The organism is Streptomyces sp. NPDC050287, from assembly GCF_044459385.1.
Taxonomy (GTDB): Bacteria; Actinomycetota; Actinomycetes; order Streptomycetales; family Streptomycetaceae; genus Streptomyces.
The window spans coordinates 1-22,227 of the sequence record NZ_JBITIY010000034.1; the positions used below are offsets into that span (position 1 = coordinate 1).

A 22,227-nucleotide genomic window follows, 5' to 3' on the forward strand; every position below is an offset into this window, starting at 1 on the left:
GTCGACGTCCTCTGGGCCATGCTCCGTGACAAGAGGCACTTCACGCCTACCCCACCAGTCACTCAATCGGCTTGACACCATCATTGAGACTCACTCGACCAAGGCGTGAGGCAGGTCGAGTGCGGCAGGACAAGGAACCAACGAGGCTCCTGTGCCGGTGGGTTGAGACTTCGAACACCTCCCTCAACGGCACGGGAGCCTCAAGCGTTGCGGTCCCTCGCCCCAACAGCACCATCACCCGTTCAGTGGTCACGCTGAAGAGGCTCGATGTCATGAGATGGCACAGCTAGGAGTGAAAGGTCGTGGTCGCGTCGAGGGCGGCCCGGCCGGTTGTGATGTGGTTGACCGGTGCGGTCTCGTCGGCGTAGCCGAAGGAGATTCCCATGAGCAGTTTCCCGCCGTCGACGCCGAGTTCGCCGCGAACGGTGTCGGCGTAGAAGCTCAACAGTCCCTGCGGGCAGCTGTCCAGGCCGTACGCGGTCATCGACAGCAGCAGTGTCTGGGCGTAGATGCCGACGTCCGCGGCCGTTCGTGCCCCGGCGTCCCCGGCCGTGAAGAGGAACGCGACGTGCGGGGCGCCGTAGAAGTTCAGGCTTTCGGCGTCGTAGGCCGCGCGGGCCGCATGGTCGTCCTGGCCGATGCCGAGCGTGCCGTAGAGCTCGGCGCCGAACGCGGCGCGGCGGCGCTGCTGAGTCGGCGAGTACATGTCCTCGCGGTAGGGGAAGTCCACTGATGTGCGCTGCTCGGCGTGTGCCGTCCGGAGCGCGTCGGCCAGACGGTCTCGCAGTGCCCCGCTCACCACCTCGACCTGCCACGGCTGTGTGTTGGAGTTGGACGGCGCGGCACCGGCGAGTGCGAAGACCGCGCGCAGGGTCTCCTCGGGCATGGGGTCGGGACGGAAGGCGCGGGTCGCGCGGCGGCCGCGGATCAGCTTCTCGGCGTAGCTGCTCATCTCGGTCGGGTGGGACGGGCTCATGGTGACACTCCTCTGACCCGGTCTCGAAGTATACGGACGCGTTTACTTGAGCTGGACCGTACCAGCGGTTCCTCCTGAAGTAAACGCGTCCGTATACTCAACTCATGGACGCGACAAGCGCGAAGACCGAACGCCGGGGGCGCGGCGGGCGTGAACGGATCCTGGTCGCGGCCGCCGTGCTGTTCGCGAAGCAGGGCATCAACGCAACCGGTATGGAGCAGGTCGCGGAGGCCGCGCCGGTGTCCAAACGCACGCTCTACGCGCACTTCCCGGCCAAGAGCGATCTGGTGATCGCCTACTTGCGGGACCTGGCTGCGTCGGGACGGACCCTGGAGAGTGTGCTCACCCGCGAGGATCTCGACCCCCGGGAGCGGATTCTCAGGCTGTTCGACCTCCCGTCGCCGGACGAGTCCCCGGTGCGCGGCTGCCCGTTCATCGATGCCGCGGTCGAGTTCCCCGACCCCAGGAGCGCGATCCACACCTTCGCGCGGGAGCAGAAAATGCTGATGACGCAGCTCGTCACGGAGTTGACGGCGGAGCTGGGCGCCGCCGAGCCCGCCACGATCGCCGAGCAGCTGGTCACTCTCGCCGACGGTGCGGCCAGCCGGGCGATGGTGCTGGACCAGCCGGACTACGGCCGGCACGCGCGCGCGGCCGCGGAAATCCTGCTCGACAGGGCCATGACGCCGACACCCCAGCCGCCCGCCTGAACCGGATGGCGTCCGGCACGGGTGCCACCGACGGCCCCGAGGTCCTCGGAGCGCCCCGGGGAGTGGCGAGGACTCCTTCCACAGTCCGTCTCAGGTCCGGTGACCGTCTGAGACCGTTCTGCCGACGTGCGTGTTCCGCCACGACGCACAGGGTGGTGAACGGCGTTGATGCTCCATCGCGGTGGCGCGGCGGTACAAGCGTGCCCGGCACTGATGTCCCTAGAGTGGCGACGAGGCCGGTCCGGCAGAAGTTCGCACAGGCCGGGACGCGTCGCTTCTGAAGCGGGCGGGCAGCCTGTCGGCCCGCCGCGCGTGCCGCCCGACCAACTGGCTGACCAGAGCGCTGCGCCATCGTACGGTGACCCGATCGACTCCCGCCGTCGAAACAACGTGGCTTCCGCACGCCGACAGCGAGGGTTCCGGCCAGACCTGGCAGACATGTCCGGTCCACACTCCCGGGCACCGCAGCAAGACCCTGGACCACCCGGAAGCCGGCATGCCGCGGTTGAACCGCGACGTCCTGCTCGTGCCCGAAGGCGACCAGGAAGTCGTCCTCATCACGGCCGACCCCGGATCACCTGCCGTGCGGGCCCTGCACAGGCCGGCCAGGCAGACGACCTGAACGAAGGACGCGCACGGGTCTCTCCAGCGGTCACAGAGCGCCGCAGCAGCCTCGTCGAGCCGTCCGGTGCGGACCACGTACACATAGGACGCAACCTCGGTACGACCCCGGTCGTCCTGGACGTACTGTACGTCCTGCCCCACGGCGACCCGCTGTCGGAAGACGCTCCCAACCCCGGTTGCGACTTCCAGTAACTGGGCCTCTCCTGATCAACGACCGACGAGACCGGGACGCGCCCCCGGCTCCCGAACACACCGACGGGGGCGCGTTGCGAGGTGAACACGTGTGAGGCGGTCAGGCGTCGGACCAGGAGCGGATCACCGCGGCCTGACCGTGCATCGTCCCGTCGGCATCGATCAGGTCCCACATGGTCACGTCCTCGATCCAGAAGGGCCTGCCGCTCTTGCCGACCCGGATCCCCCGATAGCCGGTGGGGCGGAGGACAGACGCCTTGGCCTGGCGGGGTTGGGTCCGGACCGTGTTTCGGTCCGGACCCATCGTGTGTCCCACGCCTCGGAGACTCCGGGTGGTCAGCTCTGGTTGGACGCCGCCACGTCGGCGGAGTTCAACAGGGCGACCCGGTGGTTGTACTGGACGGTGTAGTACGTCTTGCTGCCGGTGATGAGCGTGTCCGCGGGGTGCGAGCCGGAGGCCTTGGAGAAGAAGTCGTCCGAGGACACCGGCGGCGTGTCGGCCACGTAGGCCTGCCCGGACGGCACTGTGTACATGCTGAGCGGTGCCTGGGTGGAGGGGGACAGGTCCGAGGGGTACTCGGAGGCGTCCGGGTAGGCCTGCCCGTACACCGGGGCAGACGTGGTGCCTTCCTTGGCGGACAGGATGGTGACGCCCTTGGCCGGGGTGGTGTTGCAGCCCTCAGGGTTGTGGAACCAGACCTTGGCGCCGCTGAACCAGATCGCCGTCCAGTCGCCGCTGACGTCGGCGACGACGAACTGCTGGCCGGAGCTGATGGTGTTGCCCCAGTCCTCGATCCGGTCGGTGCCGGTGCCGGTGGTGTGGATCGCGGGGTCGGCGAACAGGGGGGCGGTGTCGCTCGGGGCCGTGCGTACGTAGAGGAAGTTCGACGGCTCGGTCTGGCTGGTGCAGGTCGACTCCGCCGCGCCGGTGCAGACCTTGACGGTCTGCTGGTTCGTCCGGAAACGCGGCGTGATGGTCACGGCCTCGCCGACCTTCACGGCGCCGCTGCTCCGGCCTTTCGGGTCGTCAGCACCGAGCAGCCGCATGAAGTGGTTCCAGTCCCAGTAAGGTCCCGGATCCCAGTGCATGCCCGACGCCAGGCTGCTCTTCGGCCCGGGGACGTTGTCGTGGCCGATGATGTGCTGCCGGTCCAGCGGAATGTCGTACTCGGCCGACAGGTACTTCACCAGGTCGGCGGTGGCCTGGTACTGCGCCTCGGTGTACCAGGTGGCGCCCTCGGAGGCGAAGCCCTCGTGCTCGATGCCGACGGAGTGCATGTTGAACCAGTAGTTGCCGGCGTGGAACGACAGATTCTTGTCGGCCACCATCTGCGTGACCTCGCCCGTCGACGACTTCATCACGTAGTTCGCCGAGGAACCGCTGGACCCGCTCTGGAACGTGCTGATCGCGGACTCGTACGAGCCCTCGATGTCGTGGATGACGATGTAGCGGATCTTCATCCCGTCGTCGGGCCGGTTGGCCACCTGGTACGTGGTGGAGGCCGCCGGCACGAAGGTGCACTGCACGGTGGAGGGGCACTCCGTGTCGGTGGTGCTCGCCGTCAGCTTCAGGTCGTTGAGCTGGGCGGTGTCGGCCTTCACTGTCGGCGAGGCGGCGAGCGTGACCCGCTGGCCGTCCTCGGCCGTACGGGTGGCGCCCTTCTTCACGGTGGCGAAGACGCGGTCCGCGAACGCCTTGGCTCCCGCCCGGTCCGTGGACTGGCTGTACTTGGCCACGGCTCCGTACCAGTCGGCGGGATCCGTCGAGGTGCCACCGGTCAGAGCCCTCTGATACGAGGCCAGCAGTGCGGCACCGCCCCGGATGTTCTCCCGGTCGTCGGTACGCAGCTCAGCGGGAGAGGCGTCGACCAGCTTGGCTGCCCTGGTGAGGGTGTGACGGGCGGGGTCGGCGGCGAGCTGCGCGAGTTCGTGACGCCCGGCAGCACCGGCCCCGCCTCCGGCGAGCATCGAGGAGGTGACGTCGGTGAGGTTCATCAAACCGTAGCCACCGTCGGTGTTGTGCTCCCCCTCGTGTCCTTCCCACAGCGATTCCTGGTGGGACACGCCCAGCAGGACCGGCAGCGGAACGTCGAACTCGGCGGCTGCAGCCGCGAAATCGCGCTGAACAGCGGAGTTCGCCGAATCCACCGGGGTGGCCTGGGCGAGGAACGGAACGGCGATCCCTCCCCCAACGGCTAAGGCGGCAGCGGCCGTCAGCAGTGGTTTGCGCATCCATTTCCGACGGTGTGCAGGTGACACGTGGCTCTCCTTCGGCCCCGGAACAGGGACCGATGCTTGATGGACTCGGCCCTGTACAGGGACCGATGCTTGATGGAAACCGGCGGTGGACTCTGCTGCTACCGGCGTTGCCTCTGGGCAACCACCTTGCCCCAACGCTTTCTCGCGGCCGCCGCATCGAGATGCTACGGGATGCTCACCAGCCTCGCAGGCCGTCCTGAGTGCCCCGGTGACGGTCAGTCGGTCCGTCAGGAGGTGGCGGTACAAGCACGATTGCCCGATCACTTGTTTCCGGGCAGGTCAAGTATGGCTCGGTATATGGGAGGAGTGGCCATCCCTTCGATACCCCGTCCGCCCCAGGGTGCCCGACCGCTCACCTCGACCCCGAGCCTGGAGGGCTGTGAGGGCGGAGGGCGGGGTGGCCGCCGAAGGGATGACGATGTTGTGCGCCTTGAGCGGTCTCCTGATCTTCAGCAGGGTGCGGTGCATGGCGGTCCGACTGCTGTCGAACAGCACTGCGAGGGGCTCCGCGGCCAGGGCGACCCTCAGGTGAAGGACGGCTGCCAGGACCTGGAAAGGGAAGGCAAATCGGGGCGGGCGGAGGTTCCTCGCCGGCTCCAACTCGAACACGCCCTTGCGGACGTTGGGCGTTGCTGGGGTAGCGGGGCCGCCGCCACGCCCGTCCGTGCGTGACGCCGTCAATCAGAGACCGGCACGGTAGGGCTGCAGGAACGGCAGCAGAGCGTTGAGGAAGTCCTCGGGGGCTTCTTCCGGTACGAAGTGGCCGCAGTCGGGGATGACGATGCTGCTCACGTCGTCGGCCAGGGAGCGGACTTCGTTCGCCATGTTCTCTCCGCCCAGGGCATCGCCGGCGACGGCCAGCACGGGGATGGTGAGCTTGTTCTTCTTGCGCAGGGCGCTCTGCGTCATGGTTTCGTCGATGGCGCGGTAGTACTCGAAGCTGGCCCGCAGTGCTCCGGGCAGGCGCATCGCCTGGATGTACACGTCCACCGCGGAAGCCGGGATCGCGGTAGGAGTGGCCGCCTTGGTGGCGAATTGGTGCCCGAAGTAGAGGTGTTCGCGGCCCTGGACGAGCTGTTCGTTGATGTCGCCGGCCCGGTTGAAGTTGAAGTGCCACAGAAAGTCGCTCGTGCGCCGGTCGCTCAGCAGCGGGGGAGAGGGCGAGATGCCGGGGATGATCGCGTCCACGAGTGCCATCCGCTGGATGGGGCCCGGCGCGTCCGCCGCCATGGCGTAGGCGGTCCACATGCCGATGTCGTGGCCGACGACGGCGAACCGGTCGTGGCCGAGCAGGTTCATCAGCCGGTGGAAGTCCTGGGCGCAGGTCGCGGAGTCGTACCCGGTGTGCGGTTTGTCGGAAAGGCCGGTGCCCCGCGGGTCGGCGACGACGACCGTGTAGTGCTCGGCGAGCGGCAGCATGACGCGGCGCCACTGGTACCAGAACTGCGGCCAGCCGCCGATCAGCAACAGGGCCGGTCCCTGTCCTCCGGTGACGGTGTGCAGGCGTACCGAGCCCACGTCGATGTACTGGCTGGAGAAGACCGAGTCGAACTCGGCGGGCAGGCCGGGTGTGCCGGTGACGGTGCCGAAGCCGGTCGGCCGTGCCGTGGGAAGCTCTGCGGTGGTCATGGTGAGCAGGTGTTTCCTTTCAAGAGCCCGCTTGGCATAGGTCGGTGACGCGGGAGTCGGGAGAAGGGGTACGGCGAGGATCGGCCAGGGCCGAGCGGTGGGGTGCGGGGGAACGCCGCCGCCCGCCGTGGTGCGGTCCCGGCGCTGACCGTCGTCCGTGGTCAGGCAGGTCGGAGACCGGACGTGTTCCGTCTCGGCGCGTCCCAGTACGCGAGCAGGGCGTCCGCGGCGGCGTGCAGCCGCTGTGCGGGGATGCCGTCGCAGACCTGGGTGGAGATGCCGAGCAGGAAACCGTGGATCATGGCGGTGACGGCGTCCACGTCGGTGTCCTCGGCGAGTTCACCCGAGGTGACGCCGCGGGTGACGGTGGCGGCGATGCGCGCGCGGTCGGTCGCGCGGCGTGCCGCGACGACTTCCCGTACGCCTGCGTGTTCGGTTCCGTGCGCCTCCACCGTGCCTGACAGAGCCACGAGGCAACCGCGGGGGTGGGAGGGGTCGGTCTGCATGTCGATCGATCCGTGCAGCAGACGTGCGATCGCCTCCCGCGGGCTCAGCGCCTCGTCCGCGATGACGTCGGTCACGCTGCCCGGCCCGGCGACGTAGTGCTCGACGGCGCGGGTGAACAGTCCTTCCTTCGAGCCGAAGGCTCCATACAGGCTCGCGGACGACAGCCCTGTGGCCTCGCGCAGCTGGGCCAGCGAGGTCGCCTCGTAGCCCTGTCGCCAGAACAGCAGCATCGCCGCTTCGAGTACGAGTTCCTCGTCAAAGGTGCGGGGACGGCCGGCGGGTGGCACGGCAACCTCCTCCAATTGCGGATTGACTGATCCGATTTGACACCCTCGGCCTGCCGGAGTCAAATCGGATCGATCAATCCGTAATTAGTGAAGGAGATTCCTCGTGGCTACGGCACCTCCCGCCCCGCCCCCCACCCGAGCCCGCACGGACTTCCCCCTGCCGGCGCTGGCCGTGATGGCCTGCACCGGGTTCCTCGTGATCATGACGGAGACGCTGCCGGCCGGCCTGCTGCCCCAACTGGCCGCTGGACTGCAGGTCTCTGAGGGCGGCGCGGGCCAACTGGTGAGCGCCTATGCGCTCGGCACGGTGCTCGCGGCGATCCCCGCGGCGGCGCTGACCCGCGGAAGCCGGCGGCGACCGCTCCTGCTGGCGGGCCTGTGCGGGTTCCTGGTGGCCAATGCCGTCACCGCCCTGGCACCGTCCCTCGCGGTCGCACTGACGGCCCGGTTCGTGGCGGGCGCCTTCTCCGGCCTGCTCTGGGGCATGCTCGCCGGATACGCGCGCCGCATCGCGGCACCCGAGCACGCCGGGCGGGCCCTGGCCGTCGCCATGGCCGGGACTCCCGTGGCCCTCTCCGTCGGAACGCCCCTGGGCTCCTGGCTCGGCAGCGCAGTCGGCTGGCGGTGGTCCTTCGCCGCGATGTCAGTGCTGGCCGCACTCGTGATGGCAGCCGCCCGCATCCTCGTTCCCGACGCCGCGGGGCAGCGCGCGCAGACGCGCGTGCCGCTCACCAAGGTGCTGCGGCTTCCCGGCGTGGCGACCATCCTCGTCGTCGTCCTCACGTGGATGCTCGCGCACAACCTGCTCTACACCTACATCGCGCCTTACCTGCGCGAAGCACACCTCGCGCTGCGGCCGGACCTGGCGCTCGTCGTCTTCGGTCTCGCCGCTCTCGTCGGCATCTGGATCACCGGTCTGTTCATCGACCGTGCGCTGCGCAGGCTCACGCTGGCGAGCGTGGCCCTCTTCGTCGTCGTCGGAGCAGTACTCCTGGCCGCCCAGGACTCCCTCGCCGGCGCGCTCCTCGCGATCGTCCTGTGGGGCATCGCCTTCGGAGGCGCGGCGACACACCTGCAAACGGCGATGAGCGAGGCCACCGGTGAGAACGCCGATGTGGCGAACGCGATGCTCACCACCTCCTTCAACCTCGCTATCTTCGCGGGCGGCGCCCTCGGTGCCGTTGTCATCCAGGGCGTCGGTGCCCGGATGCTGCCCGCAGCGCTGATCGTTCTCCCGCTCCTCGCCCTCGTCATCGTCGGCTGTGGCCGACGCGCGGCCTTCCCCTCCAACAGGTGACGGGAGGGGGTGGGCAGGCCGGCTGCACGCAACGAGACAGCCGGCCTCCACCAGCGCGTCGGTCGCCCCCGTCGGTCAACGTCCCCTTCGTCGGCGCGTGTCACCTGAGGATGCCGGGTGCCGTCGCGCCGGAACGCTCCCGTGCTCGCCGTGACCGGCGGACCCGCGTGGTCCGCCGGTCACGGCGGCGCTGATCCGGCCCGACGGGCGCGGCGGCTCGAAGAGATCGACGCGCTCAAGCAGGGCCTGGACGTCCCCGCAGCCACCGACATCCTCTGGTTCTACTTCGGGTACGCCTCGTACTTCACGCTGACCGAAGAGAACAAGTGGACGCTGCGACAGGCCGAGCAGTGGCTTTTCGAGCGGGCGTGCATCGGCACCAGTGCGATGCCCGCCCGGCCGTCGCGCAGCGCGGGTGTCTGCTCGCCCCGGCCGGCCCGCACCAAGTCCACCGGCAGTGCCGCCTCCTCCTCCCGGTAGGCGGCGAGGATGTGCGTGCGACGGCACGTCTGATTGGGGCGAAGTCGATGTCGGTGGTGAGGGTCGATTCGTCGGACGCCTCGTCGAGGGGCGGTTCGACGCCGAGCAGGGCGCGGAACAGCCGGGGTACAGGATGCGGCCGAGTAGTTGGCTGGTGAGGTCGGCGCTGGTGGATTCCGGGAGTCGGTAGTGCTGGGTGAGGAACGATGCCAGACGCTCGCGTGAGGTGTCGAACATCGTGCCGTGGTACTGGGCGGACGCCTCGGGGAGCCGTTCCGCTTCGGCGATGCCGAGGCGGCAGGTGCGCAGGGCCGGTTCGCAGGAGCAGTTGGAGGAGGCGTCCGCAGAAGAGGACGACCGCCTCGGCGGTGTCGTCGCTGTAGGTGCCGGGTGTCTTGAGCCTGCCGAGGTACAGCTCCTGGGCGAGGTCCACGAACGGCGAGGAAGAGGGTTTCCGAGCTTGCGAAGTGCGCGTAGAGCGAAACGAAAAGAGGTCGTATGTCTCCGGAACCGTCCGAATCCGCTGGGTCCCCTGCTCCTTCCCCTCCTCCGTCACCCGTACCGGTCGATGCTTCTGACGCTCCTTCCGGTTCCGCTTTCTCAGGGCTTGCGTCATGGACGCTGACCCGGCGCAAGTTCAAGCCGTGGCCGGTGTCGCCGTAGGCGGCACCGTCGCCGGCCTCGCGGCAGCCCCGGCGGTCGGCGCCGAGGCCGAAGAAGAGATCACCGGGAACCTCTCGCTGAGAGTCAACAGCACACCCGTCTCCGTCACCGTCGACAACCGCACCTCGCTGCTGGACCTGCTGCGCGAACACCTGGAACTGCCCGGAACGAAGAAGGGCTGTGACGCCGGAGCCTGCGGTGCCTGCACGGTGCTGGTGGACGGCCGTCGGGCCAACTCGTGCCTGACGCTCGCGGTGCGGCTCCAGGACGCCGACGTCGTCACCATCGAAGGACTCGCTCCGGAGCAGGACGGCGAACTCCACCCGCTGCAACAGGCGTTCATCGATCAGGACGCGTTCCAGTGCGGCTACCGCACCCCGGGCCAGATCATGTCCGGCGTCGGCTGCATACGCGAGGGTCACACCGAGTCCCCCGAGGAGATCCGGGAGTGGATGAGCGGCAACCTCTGCCGCTGCGGCTGCTATCCGAAGATCGTCAAGGCGGTCGAACAGACCGCCGCGCACGGAAGCAAGGGGCGCTGATGTTTCCCTGCTCGTACACCAAGGTCTCCACCATCCGGGACGCGGTGAGGGCGGGGGAGCGGGGCGGGCGGTACATCGCCGGTGGCACCACCCTCGTCGACCTGATGCGGGAGACCGTCGAACGCCCCGACGTACTCGTCGACATCGCCGCCCTGCCGCTGCGCGAGATCGGCAGCACCCAGGGCGGCGGACTGCGGATCGGCGCCCTGGCGCGGATGGCCGATGCCGCCGCCCACCGGGACGTGCGCACGGCGTTCCCGGTCATCGCCGAAGCGCTGGAGGCGAGCGCCTCCGCGCAACTGCGCAACATGGCCACCATCGGCGGCAACATCATGCAGCGCACCAGGTGCCCGTACTTCCGGGACGTGACCGCCGCCTGCAACAAGCGGGAGCCCGGTTCGGGATGTGCCGCTCTGGACGGGTACAACCGTACGCACGCGATCCTCGGCACCTCGGACAGCTGCGTGTGCGCCCACCCGTCGGACGTCTCCGTGGCGTTCGCCGCGCTGGAGGCGACCGTGCGTCTGCGCGGCCCCGAAGGGGAACGGAAGGTGCCCTTCAGCGAGTTCATCCTGCGGCCGGGCAACACTCCGGACCGGGAACACGGCATCCGGCCGGGCGAGCTGATCACCGCCGTCGAGATTCCCGCTCACCCGCGCCCGCTGAAGTCCGGGTACCTGAAGGTGCGCGACCGGCAGAGCTACGAGTTCGCGCTCACCTAGGCGGCCGTCGCGCTGCACGTCCGGGACGGGGTCATCCGGGAGGCGAAGGTCGCCGCGGGCGGTGTCGGCACCGTGCCGTGGAAGCTGCCCGCGGTGGAGCGTCGGCTCATCGGCCGACGTCCCTCGTCCCGGCTGTGGGCCGAGGCGGCGGAGCGGTCGGTGGAGGGAGCCCGGCCGCTGGCACACAACGAGTTCAAGGTCGCTTTGCTCCAGCGCACCGTGGAACGTCAGCTGCGTATCGTGGGAGGCACCGAGTGAGCCCGCAGCCAGAAATCTCCGTCGGCAGGCCCAAGTCCCGCGTGGACGGACGGCTGAAGGTGACCGGCCGGGCGAGGTTCGCCGCCGATCACGCTGCGAGCGAGGGCATCGGCGGGATCGCGCACGCCGTCCTCGTCGAAAGCTCCATCGGCCGGGGCCGCGTCACCGGCATCGACACCGAGGCCGCTCAGGGGGTGCCCGGCGTGCTGGCGGTCGTCGACCACCGCAACGCACCCCGGCTGCCCTACCGCGACAACCCCTTCCCCGACTCCATCAACCCGGAAGGCGAGCGGCTGCGCGCCCTCCAGGACGACCGAGTGCGGTTCTTCGGCCAGCCGGTGGCCGTGGTGGTGGCCACCACGCTGGAGGCGGCCCGCCACGCCGCGCGGCTGGTGCGGGTCGGCTATCACGCCGAGCGGCCCGAATACGACCTCGCCTCCGCACCCGCCCGCGAACCCGAGACCTATGCGCGCGGCGACGCAGACGCGGCGCTGGCCGCCGCGGACGTCCAGCTGGACCTGACCTTCCGGATGTCCCGCAACCACCACAACCCGATGGAGACGCACTCCATCATCGCCCGCTGTGACGGCGGCAAGCTCACCGTGTGGGACAAGACCTAGTGGGTGGCCGACTCGCGCAACGAACTCGCCGCGGTCTTCGACATCCCCAAGGACTCGGTACGGTGCCTGTCACCCTTCGTCGGCGGCGCCTTCGGCAGCGGCGGCCGGACCTGGGTGCACTCCGTCATCGCGGCGCTGGCCGCACGCCACGTGCGCCGTCCGGTGAAGCTGGTGCTGACCCGCCGACAGCAGTTCTTCGCGACCGGTTTCCGGCCCGCGTACGAGTACAAGGCACGCCTGGGCAGTGACCGGCGCGGGCGCGTGAGCGCCATGGTCCACGAGGTCAGGGGCGAATCGTCCCGCTACGAGTTCCACTCCGAGGACGCCGTGACGCCGGCGCGGGTGCTGTACGCCACGCCCCATGTCCGTACGGCCTACCAGTTGGTGCCCCTCGACTTCGGCACACCCACGTGGATGCGCGGTCCCGGCTGGGGCACCAGTACCTACGCCATCGAGTGCGGGATGGACGAACTCGCGCACGAACTGGGCATCGACCCGATCGAACTGCGCCTGCGCAACGAGCCGAGCGAGGACCCGGAGACCGGGCAGCCGTTCTCCACCCGGCGGCTTCGCGACTGCTGCACCATCGGCGCCCGCGAGTTCGGCTGGCACCGGCGCAACCCCCGGCCGCGCTCCACCCGGGACGGCGACTGGCTGGTCGGGATGGGCATGGCCACCGGTGTCTACGCCACCGAGCGGATGCACGCCCAGGCCCACGCCAGGCTCAACGCCGACGGCTCCGCCGTACTGCGGTCCGCGACCAGCGACATCGGCCCCGGCACCTACACCTCCATGACGCAGGTCGCCGCCGACGCGCTGGGCCTGGACATGCGCGCCGTGGACTTCCGGCTCGGCGACACCACCATGCCACCCGCGCCCGTGCAGGCCGTGGCGTGGACCATGACCAGCGTCGGCGCCGCCGTACAGTCGGCCTGCGACCAGCTCCGCGAGCGGGCCGTCACGATGGCGCTCGGCGACGAGCGGTCGCCGCTGTACGGTGTCGCCGCCGCCGACGTCATCGTGCGCGGCGGACGGATGCAGCTGCGCAACGACCCCACCCGCGGCGAGACCTACCGGCAGCTCCTGGCCCGCAACAACCGCTCCCACCTGGAGCAGATCGGGACGTACACGGCGCCGGAGGAGAAAGACTTCTCCATGTACAACTACGCCGCGATCTTCGCCGAGGTCGGCGTCGACGCCCGACTGGGGATGGTGAGGGTCCGGCGCATGGTCGGGGTCTTCGACGCGGGCCGGATCATCAACCCCCGGCTCGCCGAAAGCCAGGCGATCGGCGGCATGATCGGCGGCATCGGCCAGGCCCTGCTGGAACGCACCGTCACCGACCACCGCGACGGCCGGATCGTCAACGCCAACTTCGCCGACTACCTCGTCCCCGTCAACGCCGATGTCCCCGACATCCGCGGCGTCTACGTCGACAGCGTCGACACCAAGGTCGGCCAGCTCGGAGTGAAGGGCATCGGCGAGATCGTCATCGTCGGAGTGGCCCCCGCCATCGCCAACGCGGTGTTCAACGCCACGGGCCGTAGGGTCCGCGAGCTGCCCATCACGCCGGAGTCGCTGCTCGGGTAATCACCCACCGCTCGGGCCGTCGTAGGTCACCGGGTCGCCCACCTGGTGGGCGACGCCGGCCGCCCAGGCGCCACCCGGCCACGGACCGGCTGCCTGCTTCCCGGACGGAACGCGCGGATGCCGCGCACGGTTCAATGCTCCACGAGGTTGCCGTTGCCCTGAAGCGGGACGCACTCTCGAGACCATCATTGTGCCTGGAACTGGGGCACGCCCCGACCCGGCCGCGGCCGGTCTGAACGAGTTGGCACCACAAGATCTCTGACGGAGCCCCGGACTTCCCCGGCACCGGCCGTCTGGCCGGTGCCGGACGACCGGAGTCGCGGTCAGCCGGCCCGGTAGCGGGAGGCGAGTTCAGGGCTCTGGCCGCCGAAGGCGGCGAGGTCAGCCTTGAAGACCGCGTCGAGGAGCCCGGCGTCCTCGACGCCGGGGGCGCAGACTACCTCGCCGAGTTGGAGGCCGCGCAGCCCGGCGGTGACAACGTCCTCGGCGCTCATGCGCGGCACGACGCTCATGTCGAGGCCCTGACGGGAGTGGAACTCGGTGGCGACGACGCCAGGGCACAGCACCTGGACCTGGACGCCGGTGTCCTCCAGTTCGGCGCTGAGGGTCTGCGACATGGCCACGAGGTGGGCCAGCGAACCGGCGTAAACGGCGCGGCGAGGCATGACGGACTGGTCGGCCGGGCCGCTGAAAGCGATCATCCCGGCGACGTTGATGATCTTCCCTTCGCCGCGTTCCTGCATGCCGGCGACGGCGGCGCGGGTGAGCATGGTGGGTGCGACCACCTTGACGTGGACGAGTTCGCGGGCCTTGTCGGCTGGCAGTTCGGCCAGTGGCATGTAGTGGGCGACGCCCGCGTTGTTGACGAGCATCGTCAGCGGCTCACTGGCGCAGATCTCGGCGACGGTGTCGATGCCGACGTCGGTGGACAGGTCGGCGGCGACGGTGCGGACCGTGACGTCGAGGTGGGCGGCGGCGAACTCCTCGAGGCGGTCCTTGTTCCGGCCGACGACAATCAGGTTGTAGCCGTCCGCGGCGAGGCGCTCGGCGAATGCCTTACCGATGCCGGAGGTGGCGCCGGTGACTAGGGCGAGCTTGCTCATGAGTGGTGTTCCTTTCGGGGGTCGGCCGATGTGGCCGGGGTGATGGGGCTCTGGTGGAGCCACGTGTGTTCGGCGCTGTACTGCGCGGTGACGGCGTCGGGCTGGTCGTCACCGAGGTGGTGATCACCGACGGTGCGGCGCTTGCGGTTCAGGTACCGGCCAGGAACCGTAGGACGGCCGGTAGCCGGTCAGTTCGGCCGGGTCGACGGCGAGCCGAGTACCTGGCAGGACCGGGACGAAAGTGTCCTTCTCGTAGACCGAGGTGGTCCGCGCGATGCGCCACAGTCCGTCGGTGCCGCGCTGGGCGCGGCACTGGGAGCGGCAGGCGGAGGCCAGGTCCGCCTCCACTTCGTCGATGTTGATGCGCCACTCGATGACCAGCGGCAGCTCGACCAGAGCCCGGTCACCGTCGATGCGGACGGCGGGCGGGCTGAGCCGGCGCACCGCGTAGTCGCCGCGCCCGGCCATGGCGCGGGTCTGGCGGACGAAGTCAGCGCCGCTTCCGGTGAACCAGCTCATCTGGACGATCGAGTCGTCGTTCATGCGTTGAGGTGCAGCAACTGGGCGAGCCCGCGGGCGCCGGCCAGGCCACGGGCGGTGACGGCGGAGGAGTCGATTCCGGCCTCGCGCATGGCCTGGTCGAACAGCTCCATGTCCAGTGCTTCCACGGCGGAGAGATGATCCACGTTGTCGGGCCGTACCATGGTGTTCAGCAGGGACAACGCCGCGCTGGCGGCACTGCCCAGCTTGAGGAGCTCCGCCAGCCGGCCGGCGTCCAGCTTCAGCTCGGCGGCCAGTTCGACGATCTCCCCGATCGCGGCGGGAGCGGCAGGACGTCGGCGTCGGTGCGCACGCACAGGCAGACGATGTCGCAGGCGGCAGCCAGCTCCCCGGCCGTGTCGTGCCGCTGGTGGGGGACCTTGCCCAGGCCGTCCAGGGATGCGGGACGCCGGGCCCAGGCGTGCAGGGGGAATCCTGCTTCGGCGATCGCGGTGGCCATGGGCAGGCCCTGGTCACCCAGTCCGATGAACCCCACGACGGGTCGTGCGGGAGTTCGCGTTGGTTTCATGTCTCCACGGTCAGCGGGAAATGCCTGGTTAGGTAGTAGACCCGTTTTCCTGGGAATGGCGGTACCACGACAGGCAAACGCCTCTCTTGCCACAATCAAGGGCATGGCGACCACAGAACTCGGCGCAACCCTGCGCCACTGGCGGGACCGGGTCTCGCCCCAGGCCGTCGGCTTGCCCGCGGGCGGACGCAGGCGCGCCGCCGGTCTGCGCCGTGAGGAACTGTCCCAGCTGGCCGGCATCTCCGCCGACTACATCATCCGGCTGGAACAAGGACGAGCCGCCAGCCCTTCACACCAGGTCGTCGGGGCCTTGGCCCGCGCTCTGCGACTCACTCAGGACGAGCGAGCCCACCTCTTTCGTCTGGCTGGCCTCGTCCCGCCCGGCCCCGGCACGGTCCCGCAGCACATCACCCCTGGCGTCCACCGCATGCTGGACCGCCTGACCGGTACACCCGTCGCCGTCTTCGACGCCGCCTGGACCCAGCTGCTCGCCAACCCCCTCTACACGGCACTCATGGGCGAATGGCACGGCGATGATCTCAACGCGGTCTGGCGCAACTTCGTCAACCCCCGAAGTCGCGTGCGCCACACCCCCGAATCCAGGGGCGCCCTGCAGGTGGCGCACGTTGCCGACCTGCGCCGCACCGCCGGTCGCTACCCCGACGACCCGAACCTCAAGTCCCTCATCGCCGAACTACGCTGCCGCAGCGCCGAGTTCGACGCCCTTTGGGAGTCAGGCGCCGTCGGCGAGCACCAGGCCGCCCGCAAGACCATCGACCATCCCCAGGTCGGCGCACTGACCCTGGACTGCGACGTGCTCAGCGTCGCAGGCAGCGATCTTCGCATCATGGTCTACACCGCCCAGCCCGGCACCGAGGACGCCAACCGCCTGGCGCTCCTGAATGTCATAGGGACGCAGTCCCTCGTCGGGTAACCGCCCCGGGAGCCTCCGGGCATCGGCCGGGCCTCGAAGGCAGGCCGAGCGCCTGGCGATGCGGAATCTGAAGCCCGATTGAACCGAAACCGGCTCTCCGCAGTCGAGGGTGTAGCGCCGGCTTCCTCGGGCCTCACGAGGGGGCAGATTGCCCGAGACCAGGCCGTGCGCGACCTGGACGCCGGACTGGAACCCGCCTGGGCCACCGGCGACGAGGTCTACGGGCGAAGCAGCGAGCTGCGCGCGGTGTTCGAGCAGCGCGGAATCGGCTACGTCTTCGCCATCGGCCGCGACTTCCAGATCACGAGCTCCGGGCACCAGAAGATGCGCGCCGATGCGACGGTAGGCCTGGTCGAGCCGCACGGGTGGAACCGGCGCTCGGCCGGAAATGGCTCGAAGGGACCGCGCCTGGACGACTGGGCGTGGAACGCCACAGCCTCACCGCGCCACCACCTGCTCATCCGCCGCTCGATCAGCATGGGAGAACTGGCCTACTACATCGCCTACGTCCCCGACCACTACGTCTGCTCCCTGACCGATCTGGTCAGGGTCGCCGGCACTCGGTGGGCGATCGAAGACGACTTCCAGGACGCGAAACAGGCGGTCGGCCTCGGCCACACCCACCCAGGCGCGCGGCTACCGGGCCTGGAAGCGGCACACCGCGCTCGCCGCCTACGCGCCGCTGGTCGTCGCATCGGCCCCGGCCAAAGCCACCCACCCCGCACCTGCCCTGCCCGATGCCGACCAGAAGGCGCCGGTCGACTGCGGCATGGCCGCGCTGACCGTCCCCGAGATCCAGCGCCTTCTCACCGTGATCACACGCCGAATACAACAGGCCCCGGACCGCGTTCCACCAGGCCTGGTCCGATTGGCGACGACGCCACCAGGCCGAGCCCGTTGGCACCACTACCGCGCACAGCTCGAACTCCAAATGACTGTGCGTACCAGGCTGCGAGTCCGACGGCCGTATCGCATTCGTTACGCGCGCAGCGCCCGCGACAGCGCGGCAACGGTCACGCCCACGATAGCCAGGAGCTGCGCGGGGCTCGCCCCGGCCCTGCTCATGACGGCGAGCGACTGGTTCACAGCCGCCGCGTGTACAGCGAAGGCCTCGGCGTCCTGGTCGGTCAGTCGGCCGGCCTTCAGCGCGGCGCGCAGGCGCTGGCGCTGGAAGCCGAGCGCCTGCTTGGCGTGCGCTGCGACACTTGGACTCAGCACTGGAATTGCCATGGCTGACTGTGCGATCAGGCATCCATCAGGTAGTTCGGGATCGGCGATGCGCTCGAGGGTGACGTCGAAGAACGCACGAACAGCGGCAACGGGTTCCGAGGCCGCACACGATAGGGCGGCGTCGTACTTCCCGCCATAGCGGGCGACGTAGAGATCCAGGCAGCGCAGGAAGAGCGTGTCCTTGTCGCCGAGGGAGGAGTAGATGGAACTGCGGTTCAGGCCGGTTGCCCGAGACAAATCGTCCAGTGAGGTGTCGGCGTAGCCGTCGCGCCAGAACTGGATCATCGCGGCGTTGAGCGCCGTGTCCATGTCGAACTGCTTCTTGCCTGCCACGCGGAACTTCCTTGCCGATGCGTCGATGGTTCGGACCGTGTCGCGCACCATCCTATCTTGAACTAGTCAGTTCAAGATGTGTTAGCCTTCAAGCGTGATCATGGCCAGGCATACCGCGCACTTCGCGACCGCGCGAGAAACACGCCACGTGGTCCCAGCCACGCCGTCAGCTACATCTTCCCAACCGCACACCTGACACCGACGGAGGATCCCGGTGACCGGCCCAGCAACCAGCACTCCCCATGTCCCCGAAAGCAACCCCATCCGCGACCTGCCCCTGCAGCATCTGGCCGGATTCACTCACCGCTGGGTTGACGCAGACGGCGTCCGCCTTCATGCCGTGGAAGGCGGACGGCCGAGCGGCCCGGCCATCGTCCTGCTCGCCGGATTCCCGCAAACCTGGTGGGCCTGGCGAAAGGTGATGCCCGGCCTCGCCCACCGGTTCCACGTCATCGCGATCGACCTGCCGGGTCAGGGCCACTCCGAGCGTCCGGAGCGCAGCTACGACACGCACACGGTCGCCGCGCACGTCCACACTGCCGTGAAGGCTCTCGGAGTGTCGACTTACTCCCTGGTCGCCCACGACATCGGCGCCTGGGTCGCTTTTTCCCTCGCCCTCAACTTCGAGAGCCACCTGCGCGGGGTCGCTCTGCTCGACGCCGGAATTCCCGGTATCAGTCTCCCGGAGGCGATTCCCACCGACCCGGATCGAGCGTGGAAGACCTGGCATTTCGCGTTCCACGTCGTGCCGGACCTGCCCGAGACGCTGCTCGCCGGCCGCGAACGCGAGTACGTCGGCTGGTTCCTGAAGGTGAAGGCCCTGTCTCCCGACACGTTCGAGGACGCCGAGCTCGACCACTACGCGGCGGCCGTCGCCGTCGACGGCGGCCTGCGCGCTTCCCTCGCGTACTACCGAGACGCCGCGGAGTCAGCGCGCAAGAACCGCGAGGCGCTCAAGGGGCGGCGCCTGACCGTGCCCATCCTCGGAATCTCCAGCAGCCACGGCTCCGTTCCGGACATGGCCGCCTCCATCAGCCCATGGGCCGACAACACGACCCGAATCGTCGTGCCCGACGCTGGACACTTCATCCCCGACGAGCAGCCCGAAGCTATCGCTGCCGCGATAACAGACTTTATCGCCGACGACGACTGACACCCGTCGAACCTGCTCGACCGCGCCGCCCAAGGCCGCGCCGAACTCAGACCACGAAGCCTGTGAGGGTGACCGGCGGTGCAAGCTCCCGCCGCACCAGCGTGCGCTGGTCGCCCTGGTGTACCTGCGCCGTCACGACACCCTCGCGCGCATCGCGGCCGGCTACGGGATATCCGTCGGCACCGCTCACGCCTATGTCACGGCTGTCGCCCGCCTGCTCGCCGACCGTGCTCCGGGCCTTCTGAAGACCCTGCGCTAGAACGACCCTGACTTCGTCCTTGTGGACGGGTCTCTCGCCGAATGCCACCGCGTCGGCGACAGCCGCGCGGACTACTCGGCCAAGCATCGCCGCCATGGGGTGAACGCGCAGGTCGTCACCGATCCCACCGGCGAGGTGCTGTGGATCTCGCCCGCGCTGCCGGGCCGCACGCACGACCTGACAGCGGCCCGCACCCACCGGCTCATCGGGATCTGCGAGCGGCAGGGCGTACCCGTGCCGGCCGACCGCACTTACCAGGGCGCCGGCCCCTGGGTCACCACCGGGCCCAGACGACCACCCGGCGGCGAACTCACCCCCACACAGCGCACCGTCAACCGCGCACTGGCCCACATCAGAGCCCCCGTGGACCACGCCTCGTTCCACCGGTGCCCGCGCCGCGGAGAGCGTGCGGTTGACGGTCCGCCGGGTTGGTGTGAGGTCGCGGCCCGGCGGGCGTCTGACAGGGGTCGCACCCGGAGGGCTCCCATGCAGGCGCGGTCGGCGAGGACGGAGGATCCGGTATGTGCGTGCTTTGTCCTTGAGGGCGCTCTTCGTGACTTTGCTTTTGCTTGACAACCTGTTGGGCTGCCGGCTCGTCTCACTCCTCGAACCGCGTCACGCGGAACTGACGAGAATCAGAGGAGTCCTTGATGAGACCCCCCATCCGTCGCCGTGCCCTCCAGCTCGCCGGGGTGGCCGTCGCATCGCTGGCGACCACCGTCGCGACCGCTCTCCCCGCCCACGCCATCAACCGCGTGGACTGTGATGCCTTGGCGGACTTCCTCTACTTCGAGTCCGACGGCACCAATCCCTGCTTCGCCAACGCCGGCACCGTCAACGTCGCCATTTACGGTGTGGGATGGATGGACACTGGCAACAACGAGGTGAGCATCAAGTACCGCACGGTCCTGGGCGGCCCACAGTACGACTCGGGCCGACTCCCCAAGTTCATGGCCTTCGACCTCGGCCGCGCCTCCGGTGCCCCCAGCGGCAAGGTTCACAAGATCGAGCAGATCACCATCTACTGAGCGTGCGCCATCTTGAAGTGGCTGGTCATAGTGGGCCGGGCGGTGCGGCTGGTCCCGGACCGCGCGCCGGGTGTGGCCGAGGATGGGCTGCCACCGGAGTCATCAGCGCATCGTTGCCGCCGAGCGGCATTCCCCAGGCCCGGTGACGACCGGCCGCCCGTCGCCACGGCGGGCGGCACCGATCACGGGAGCCCGGCTCTCTTCATGCCAGGGACGACGCCGCGTGCCCGGCGAAGGAGGACGATGATGGCGGAGGCGGCGAAAGCGGCGCCGAACCGCTACTGGGAGTGTGCGGGTCGCCCCTCGCACAGCCCCGTCTGGACGGCGGCTTCGATGTCGTCGTCCTGCGCGTCCCTTCCACCCGGGTCGACGTTCGTCATGACCGTCGCCTGCCTGCCGTCGGCTGTGGCGCCGCCCGCGGTCTGGTAGCCAAAGATGTCGCCGCCGTGGCCCCAGTAGAGGCCGCCGCAGGGCAGCGTCCGGCTCTCCAGGCCCAGGCCGTACTCCCGGCCGTCGTCACTGCCGGTCGACCGGGTCTTCATCATCGCCGTGAGCTGGGTCGGGGGCAGCAGCTTGCCGCGAACGAGGGCGCCCAGGAAGCGGATGAGGTCGCTGCCGCTGGAGATCATCTCGCCGGACGCGCCCGCGATGGAGGGGTTGAATGCGGTGATGTCCATGAGCGGCGCGTCCTCGCCTGTGCGTACGTACCCGCGCGGGTGCGGTCCGGGGATCGACGTGGCGTCGCCTGGCACGGACGTATCGTGCAGGCCGAGCGGCTCGATGATGCGCCGACGGATCTCCTCGCCATACGAGTGTCCGGTCACCTTCTCGATGAGCATGCCCGCCAGCAGGTAGTTGGTGTTGGAGTAGTGCCACTCGGAGCCGGGCTTCTCAAAGGTCGGCGGGTGGGCGAGCGCGAGGTTCACCAGGTCGCGGGTGTAGTGGTGGGCCAGCGGGTCCTTGAGGATGTCCTGCGGGTTGAGGTATTCGAGGTAGTCGGGCAGGCCGCTGGTGTGCTGGAGGAGCATACGGACCGTGATCACCCGGCCGTCGTTTCCGTGGCCGCGGACGACGCCGGGCAGGTAGTGCTCCACCGGGGCGTCGAGATCGACGCGGTGCTCTCCCACCAGCTGGAGCACGACCGTGGCCACGAAGGGCTTGGTCATGCTGCCGATCCGGAACCTGCTGTCGCCGCGCACCGGCGCCTGGCTGTCCACATCCGCGACGCCGCTGGTCAGCACCGCGCTGCCGCGTCTGTCCCGCGTCGCGACGAGTGCTCCGGGCGCACCGTCCGCTGTGGTCAGCCGGTGCATGAGCGCGCGCAGCTGAGTGCCGTCGGCAGTGTGGGTGGATGGTGCGTTGCTGGTTTTGGCCATGGTCGCCGCGGTAGCGGCGTTACTCGGCAGGCTGCTTCCCATCACACCGACTGCCACGGCCAGTGTGAGTGCCCCACCCAGTGCGCGCTTGTGCTTGATCACGTGTCCATCCTCCGTCGTCGTGGCAAGATCGCTGCTGCGGAGGACTCTTCACGCCCGCCCTCTCGCCGCCGGTTCACGATGCCCGAGCGGTGCCGGCCGATGCGATGGGGCGATCATCCGGAACGGCAGTGGGGACAACCCCCGGTAAGTTTGCAGCGGCGGTCACCCTCGCGGGTGATGATGAGCATGGTGACCCCTTAAGAATGGTGGTGGTCCGGGAGGACTGGGTGTAGCTGATGGTGACCTGCCGTTTGTGGCTCCGAGTGAGTGGCTGCCCAGTTCTC

At 69.2% G+C, this 22,227-nt stretch carries 18 protein-coding genes and 7 pseudogenes; 12 read left to right on the forward strand and 13 right to left on the reverse strand.

The genetic code is table 11. The features are described from left to right. Positions 1-286: 286 nt before the first annotated feature. On the reverse strand, positions 287-976 hold the full coding sequence (locus tag ACIBK3_RS46210; RefSeq protein ID WP_399374632.1) for a nitroreductase: 690 nt from the start codon (positions 974-976) through the stop codon (positions 287-289). 104 nt (positions 977-1,080) lie between these two features. On the opposite strand from ACIBK3_RS46210, the gene ACIBK3_RS46215 reads away from it, so the two are divergent. The 3 genes and pseudogenes from ACIBK3_RS46215 to ACIBK3_RS46225 all read left to right on the forward strand — a co-directional run. Then, entirely contained in the window at positions 1,081-1,686 is a 606-nt protein-coding gene (locus ACIBK3_RS46215) for a TetR/AcrR family transcriptional regulator (protein WP_399374633.1), read from the forward strand. 400 nt (positions 1,687-2,086) lie between these two features. Beyond that, a pseudogene (locus ACIBK3_RS46220) lies at positions 2,087-2,308 on the forward strand (transcriptional regulator); the annotation flags it as partial. 50 nt (positions 2,309-2,358) lie between these two features. Further along, positions 2,359-2,502, forward strand: a pseudogene (locus ACIBK3_RS46225) (cupin domain-containing protein); the annotation flags it as partial. Between the two features lie 100 nt (positions 2,503-2,602). On the opposite strand, the gene ACIBK3_RS46230 reads toward ACIBK3_RS46225, so the two are convergent. The 5 genes and pseudogenes from ACIBK3_RS46230 to ACIBK3_RS46250 form a co-directional block, all read right to left on the reverse strand. After that, on the reverse strand, positions 2,603-2,806 hold the full coding sequence (locus tag ACIBK3_RS46230; RefSeq protein ID WP_399374635.1) for an MEKHLA domain-containing protein: 204 nt from the start codon (positions 2,804-2,806) through the stop codon (positions 2,603-2,605). A 32-nt stretch (positions 2,807-2,838) separates the two neighbouring features. Further along, on the reverse strand, positions 2,839-4,734 hold the full coding sequence (locus ACIBK3_RS46235; RefSeq protein WP_399374660.1) for an N-acetylmuramoyl-L-alanine amidase: 1,896 nt from the start codon (positions 4,732-4,734) through the stop codon (positions 2,839-2,841). Positions 4,735-5,040: 306 nt separating this feature from the next. After that, positions 5,041-5,349 (reverse strand): annotated as a pseudogene (locus tag ACIBK3_RS46240) (hypothetical protein); the annotation flags it as partial. Between the two features lie 93 nt (positions 5,350-5,442). Beyond that, positions 5,443-6,390, reverse strand: coding sequence for an alpha/beta fold hydrolase (locus ACIBK3_RS46245; RefSeq protein ID WP_399374636.1), 948 nt, complete (start codon positions 6,388-6,390; stop codon positions 5,443-5,445). Positions 6,391-6,551: 161 nt separating this feature from the next. Beyond that, entirely contained in the window at positions 6,552-7,184 is a 633-nt protein-coding gene (locus tag ACIBK3_RS46250; protein ID WP_399374638.1) for a TetR/AcrR family transcriptional regulator, read from the reverse strand. A gap of 103 nt (positions 7,185-7,287) precedes the next feature. On the opposite strand from ACIBK3_RS46250, the gene ACIBK3_RS46255 reads away from it, so the two are divergent. From ACIBK3_RS46255 to ACIBK3_RS46275, 5 genes and pseudogenes are all read left to right on the forward strand, one after another. After that, positions 7,288-8,481: an MFS transporter gene (locus ACIBK3_RS46255; RefSeq protein ID WP_399374640.1), complete on the forward strand. Its 1,194-nt coding sequence runs from the start codon at positions 7,288-7,290 to the stop codon at positions 8,479-8,481. 117 nt (positions 8,482-8,598) lie between these two features. Further along, complete coding sequence (locus ACIBK3_RS46260) at positions 8,599-8,961, forward strand: hypothetical protein (protein ID WP_399374641.1); 363 nt, start codon at positions 8,599-8,601, stop codon at positions 8,959-8,961. 614 nt (positions 8,962-9,575) lie between these two features. Then, a complete protein-coding gene (locus tag ACIBK3_RS46265) occupies positions 9,576-10,166 on the forward strand; it encodes a (2Fe-2S)-binding protein (RefSeq protein ID WP_399374642.1) in 591 nt (196 codons plus the stop codon). Beyond that, positions 10,166-11,146 (forward strand): annotated as a pseudogene (locus ACIBK3_RS46270) (FAD binding domain-containing protein). The gene ACIBK3_RS46265 and the pseudogene ACIBK3_RS46270 overlap by 1 nt, the downstream one beginning before the upstream one ends. Then, a pseudogene (locus ACIBK3_RS46275) lies at positions 11,143-13,356 on the forward strand (xanthine dehydrogenase family protein molybdopterin-binding subunit). The pseudogenes ACIBK3_RS46270 and ACIBK3_RS46275 overlap by 4 nt, the downstream one beginning before the upstream one ends. 323 nt (positions 13,357-13,679) lie before the next feature. Here the strand turns inward: ACIBK3_RS46275 and ACIBK3_RS46280 are convergent. The 4 genes from ACIBK3_RS46280 to ACIBK3_RS46295 form a co-directional block, all read right to left on the reverse strand. Next, positions 13,680-14,459, reverse strand: coding sequence for an SDR family NAD(P)-dependent oxidoreductase (locus ACIBK3_RS46280; protein WP_399374644.1), 780 nt, complete (start codon positions 14,457-14,459; stop codon positions 13,680-13,682). A 123-nt stretch (positions 14,460-14,582) separates the two neighbouring features. Continuing rightward, positions 14,583-15,002, reverse strand: a complete 420-nt coding sequence (locus ACIBK3_RS46285) for a hypothetical protein (protein ID WP_399374646.1) — start codon at positions 15,000-15,002, stop codon at positions 14,583-14,585. After that, positions 14,999-15,316 (reverse strand): hypothetical protein, encoded by a 318-nt coding sequence (locus tag ACIBK3_RS46290; protein ID WP_399374647.1) that lies wholly within the window; start codon positions 15,314-15,316, stop codon positions 14,999-15,001. The genes ACIBK3_RS46285 and ACIBK3_RS46290 overlap by 4 nt, the downstream gene beginning before the upstream one ends. Continuing rightward, complete coding sequence (locus tag ACIBK3_RS46295) at positions 15,241-15,528, reverse strand: NAD(P)-binding domain-containing protein (RefSeq protein WP_399374649.1); 288 nt, start codon at positions 15,526-15,528, stop codon at positions 15,241-15,243. The genes ACIBK3_RS46290 and ACIBK3_RS46295 overlap by 76 nt, the downstream gene beginning before the upstream one ends. Before the next feature lie 103 nt (positions 15,529-15,631). Here ACIBK3_RS46295 and ACIBK3_RS46300 point away from each other — a divergent pair, with 103 nt between their 5' ends. After that, positions 15,632-16,462, forward strand: a complete 831-nt coding sequence (locus tag ACIBK3_RS46300; RefSeq protein WP_399374650.1) for a helix-turn-helix transcriptional regulator — start codon at positions 15,632-15,634, stop codon at positions 16,460-16,462. A gap of 978 nt (positions 16,463-17,440) precedes the next feature. Here ACIBK3_RS46300 and ACIBK3_RS46305 read toward each other — a convergent pair. After that, complete coding sequence (locus tag ACIBK3_RS46305) at positions 17,441-18,025, reverse strand: TetR/AcrR family transcriptional regulator (protein ID WP_399374652.1); 585 nt, start codon at positions 18,023-18,025, stop codon at positions 17,441-17,443. Positions 18,026-18,239: 214 nt separating this feature from the next. On the opposite strand from ACIBK3_RS46305, the gene ACIBK3_RS46310 reads away from it, so the two are divergent. Both ACIBK3_RS46310 and ACIBK3_RS46315 read left to right on the forward strand, forming a co-directional pair. Continuing rightward, the gene (locus tag ACIBK3_RS46310) at positions 18,240-19,178 is read left to right on the forward strand and encodes an alpha/beta fold hydrolase (protein WP_399374654.1); all 939 of its coding nucleotides are present in this window, start codon (positions 18,240-18,242) and stop codon (positions 19,176-19,178) included. Positions 19,179-19,242: 64 nt separating this feature from the next. Continuing rightward, a pseudogene (locus ACIBK3_RS46315) lies at positions 19,243-19,806 on the forward strand (transposase family protein); the annotation flags it as partial. Here ACIBK3_RS46315 and ACIBK3_RS46320 read toward each other — a convergent pair. Beyond that, positions 19,807-19,955, reverse strand: a pseudogene (locus ACIBK3_RS46320) (IS5/IS1182 family transposase); the annotation flags it as partial. Positions 19,956-20,087: 132 nt separating this feature from the next. Between ACIBK3_RS46320 and ACIBK3_RS46325 the strand changes: the two are divergent. Next, entirely contained in the window at positions 20,088-20,465 is a 378-nt protein-coding gene (locus ACIBK3_RS46325; protein WP_399374656.1) for a beta/gamma crystallin domain-containing protein, read from the forward strand. Positions 20,466-20,743: 278 nt separating this feature from the next. On the opposite strand, the gene ACIBK3_RS46330 is transcribed toward ACIBK3_RS46325, so the two are convergent. Next, positions 20,744-21,841, reverse strand: coding sequence for a serine hydrolase domain-containing protein (locus tag ACIBK3_RS46330; protein WP_399374658.1), 1,098 nt, complete (start codon positions 21,839-21,841; stop codon positions 20,744-20,746). Positions 21,842-22,227: the final 386 nt, after the last annotated feature.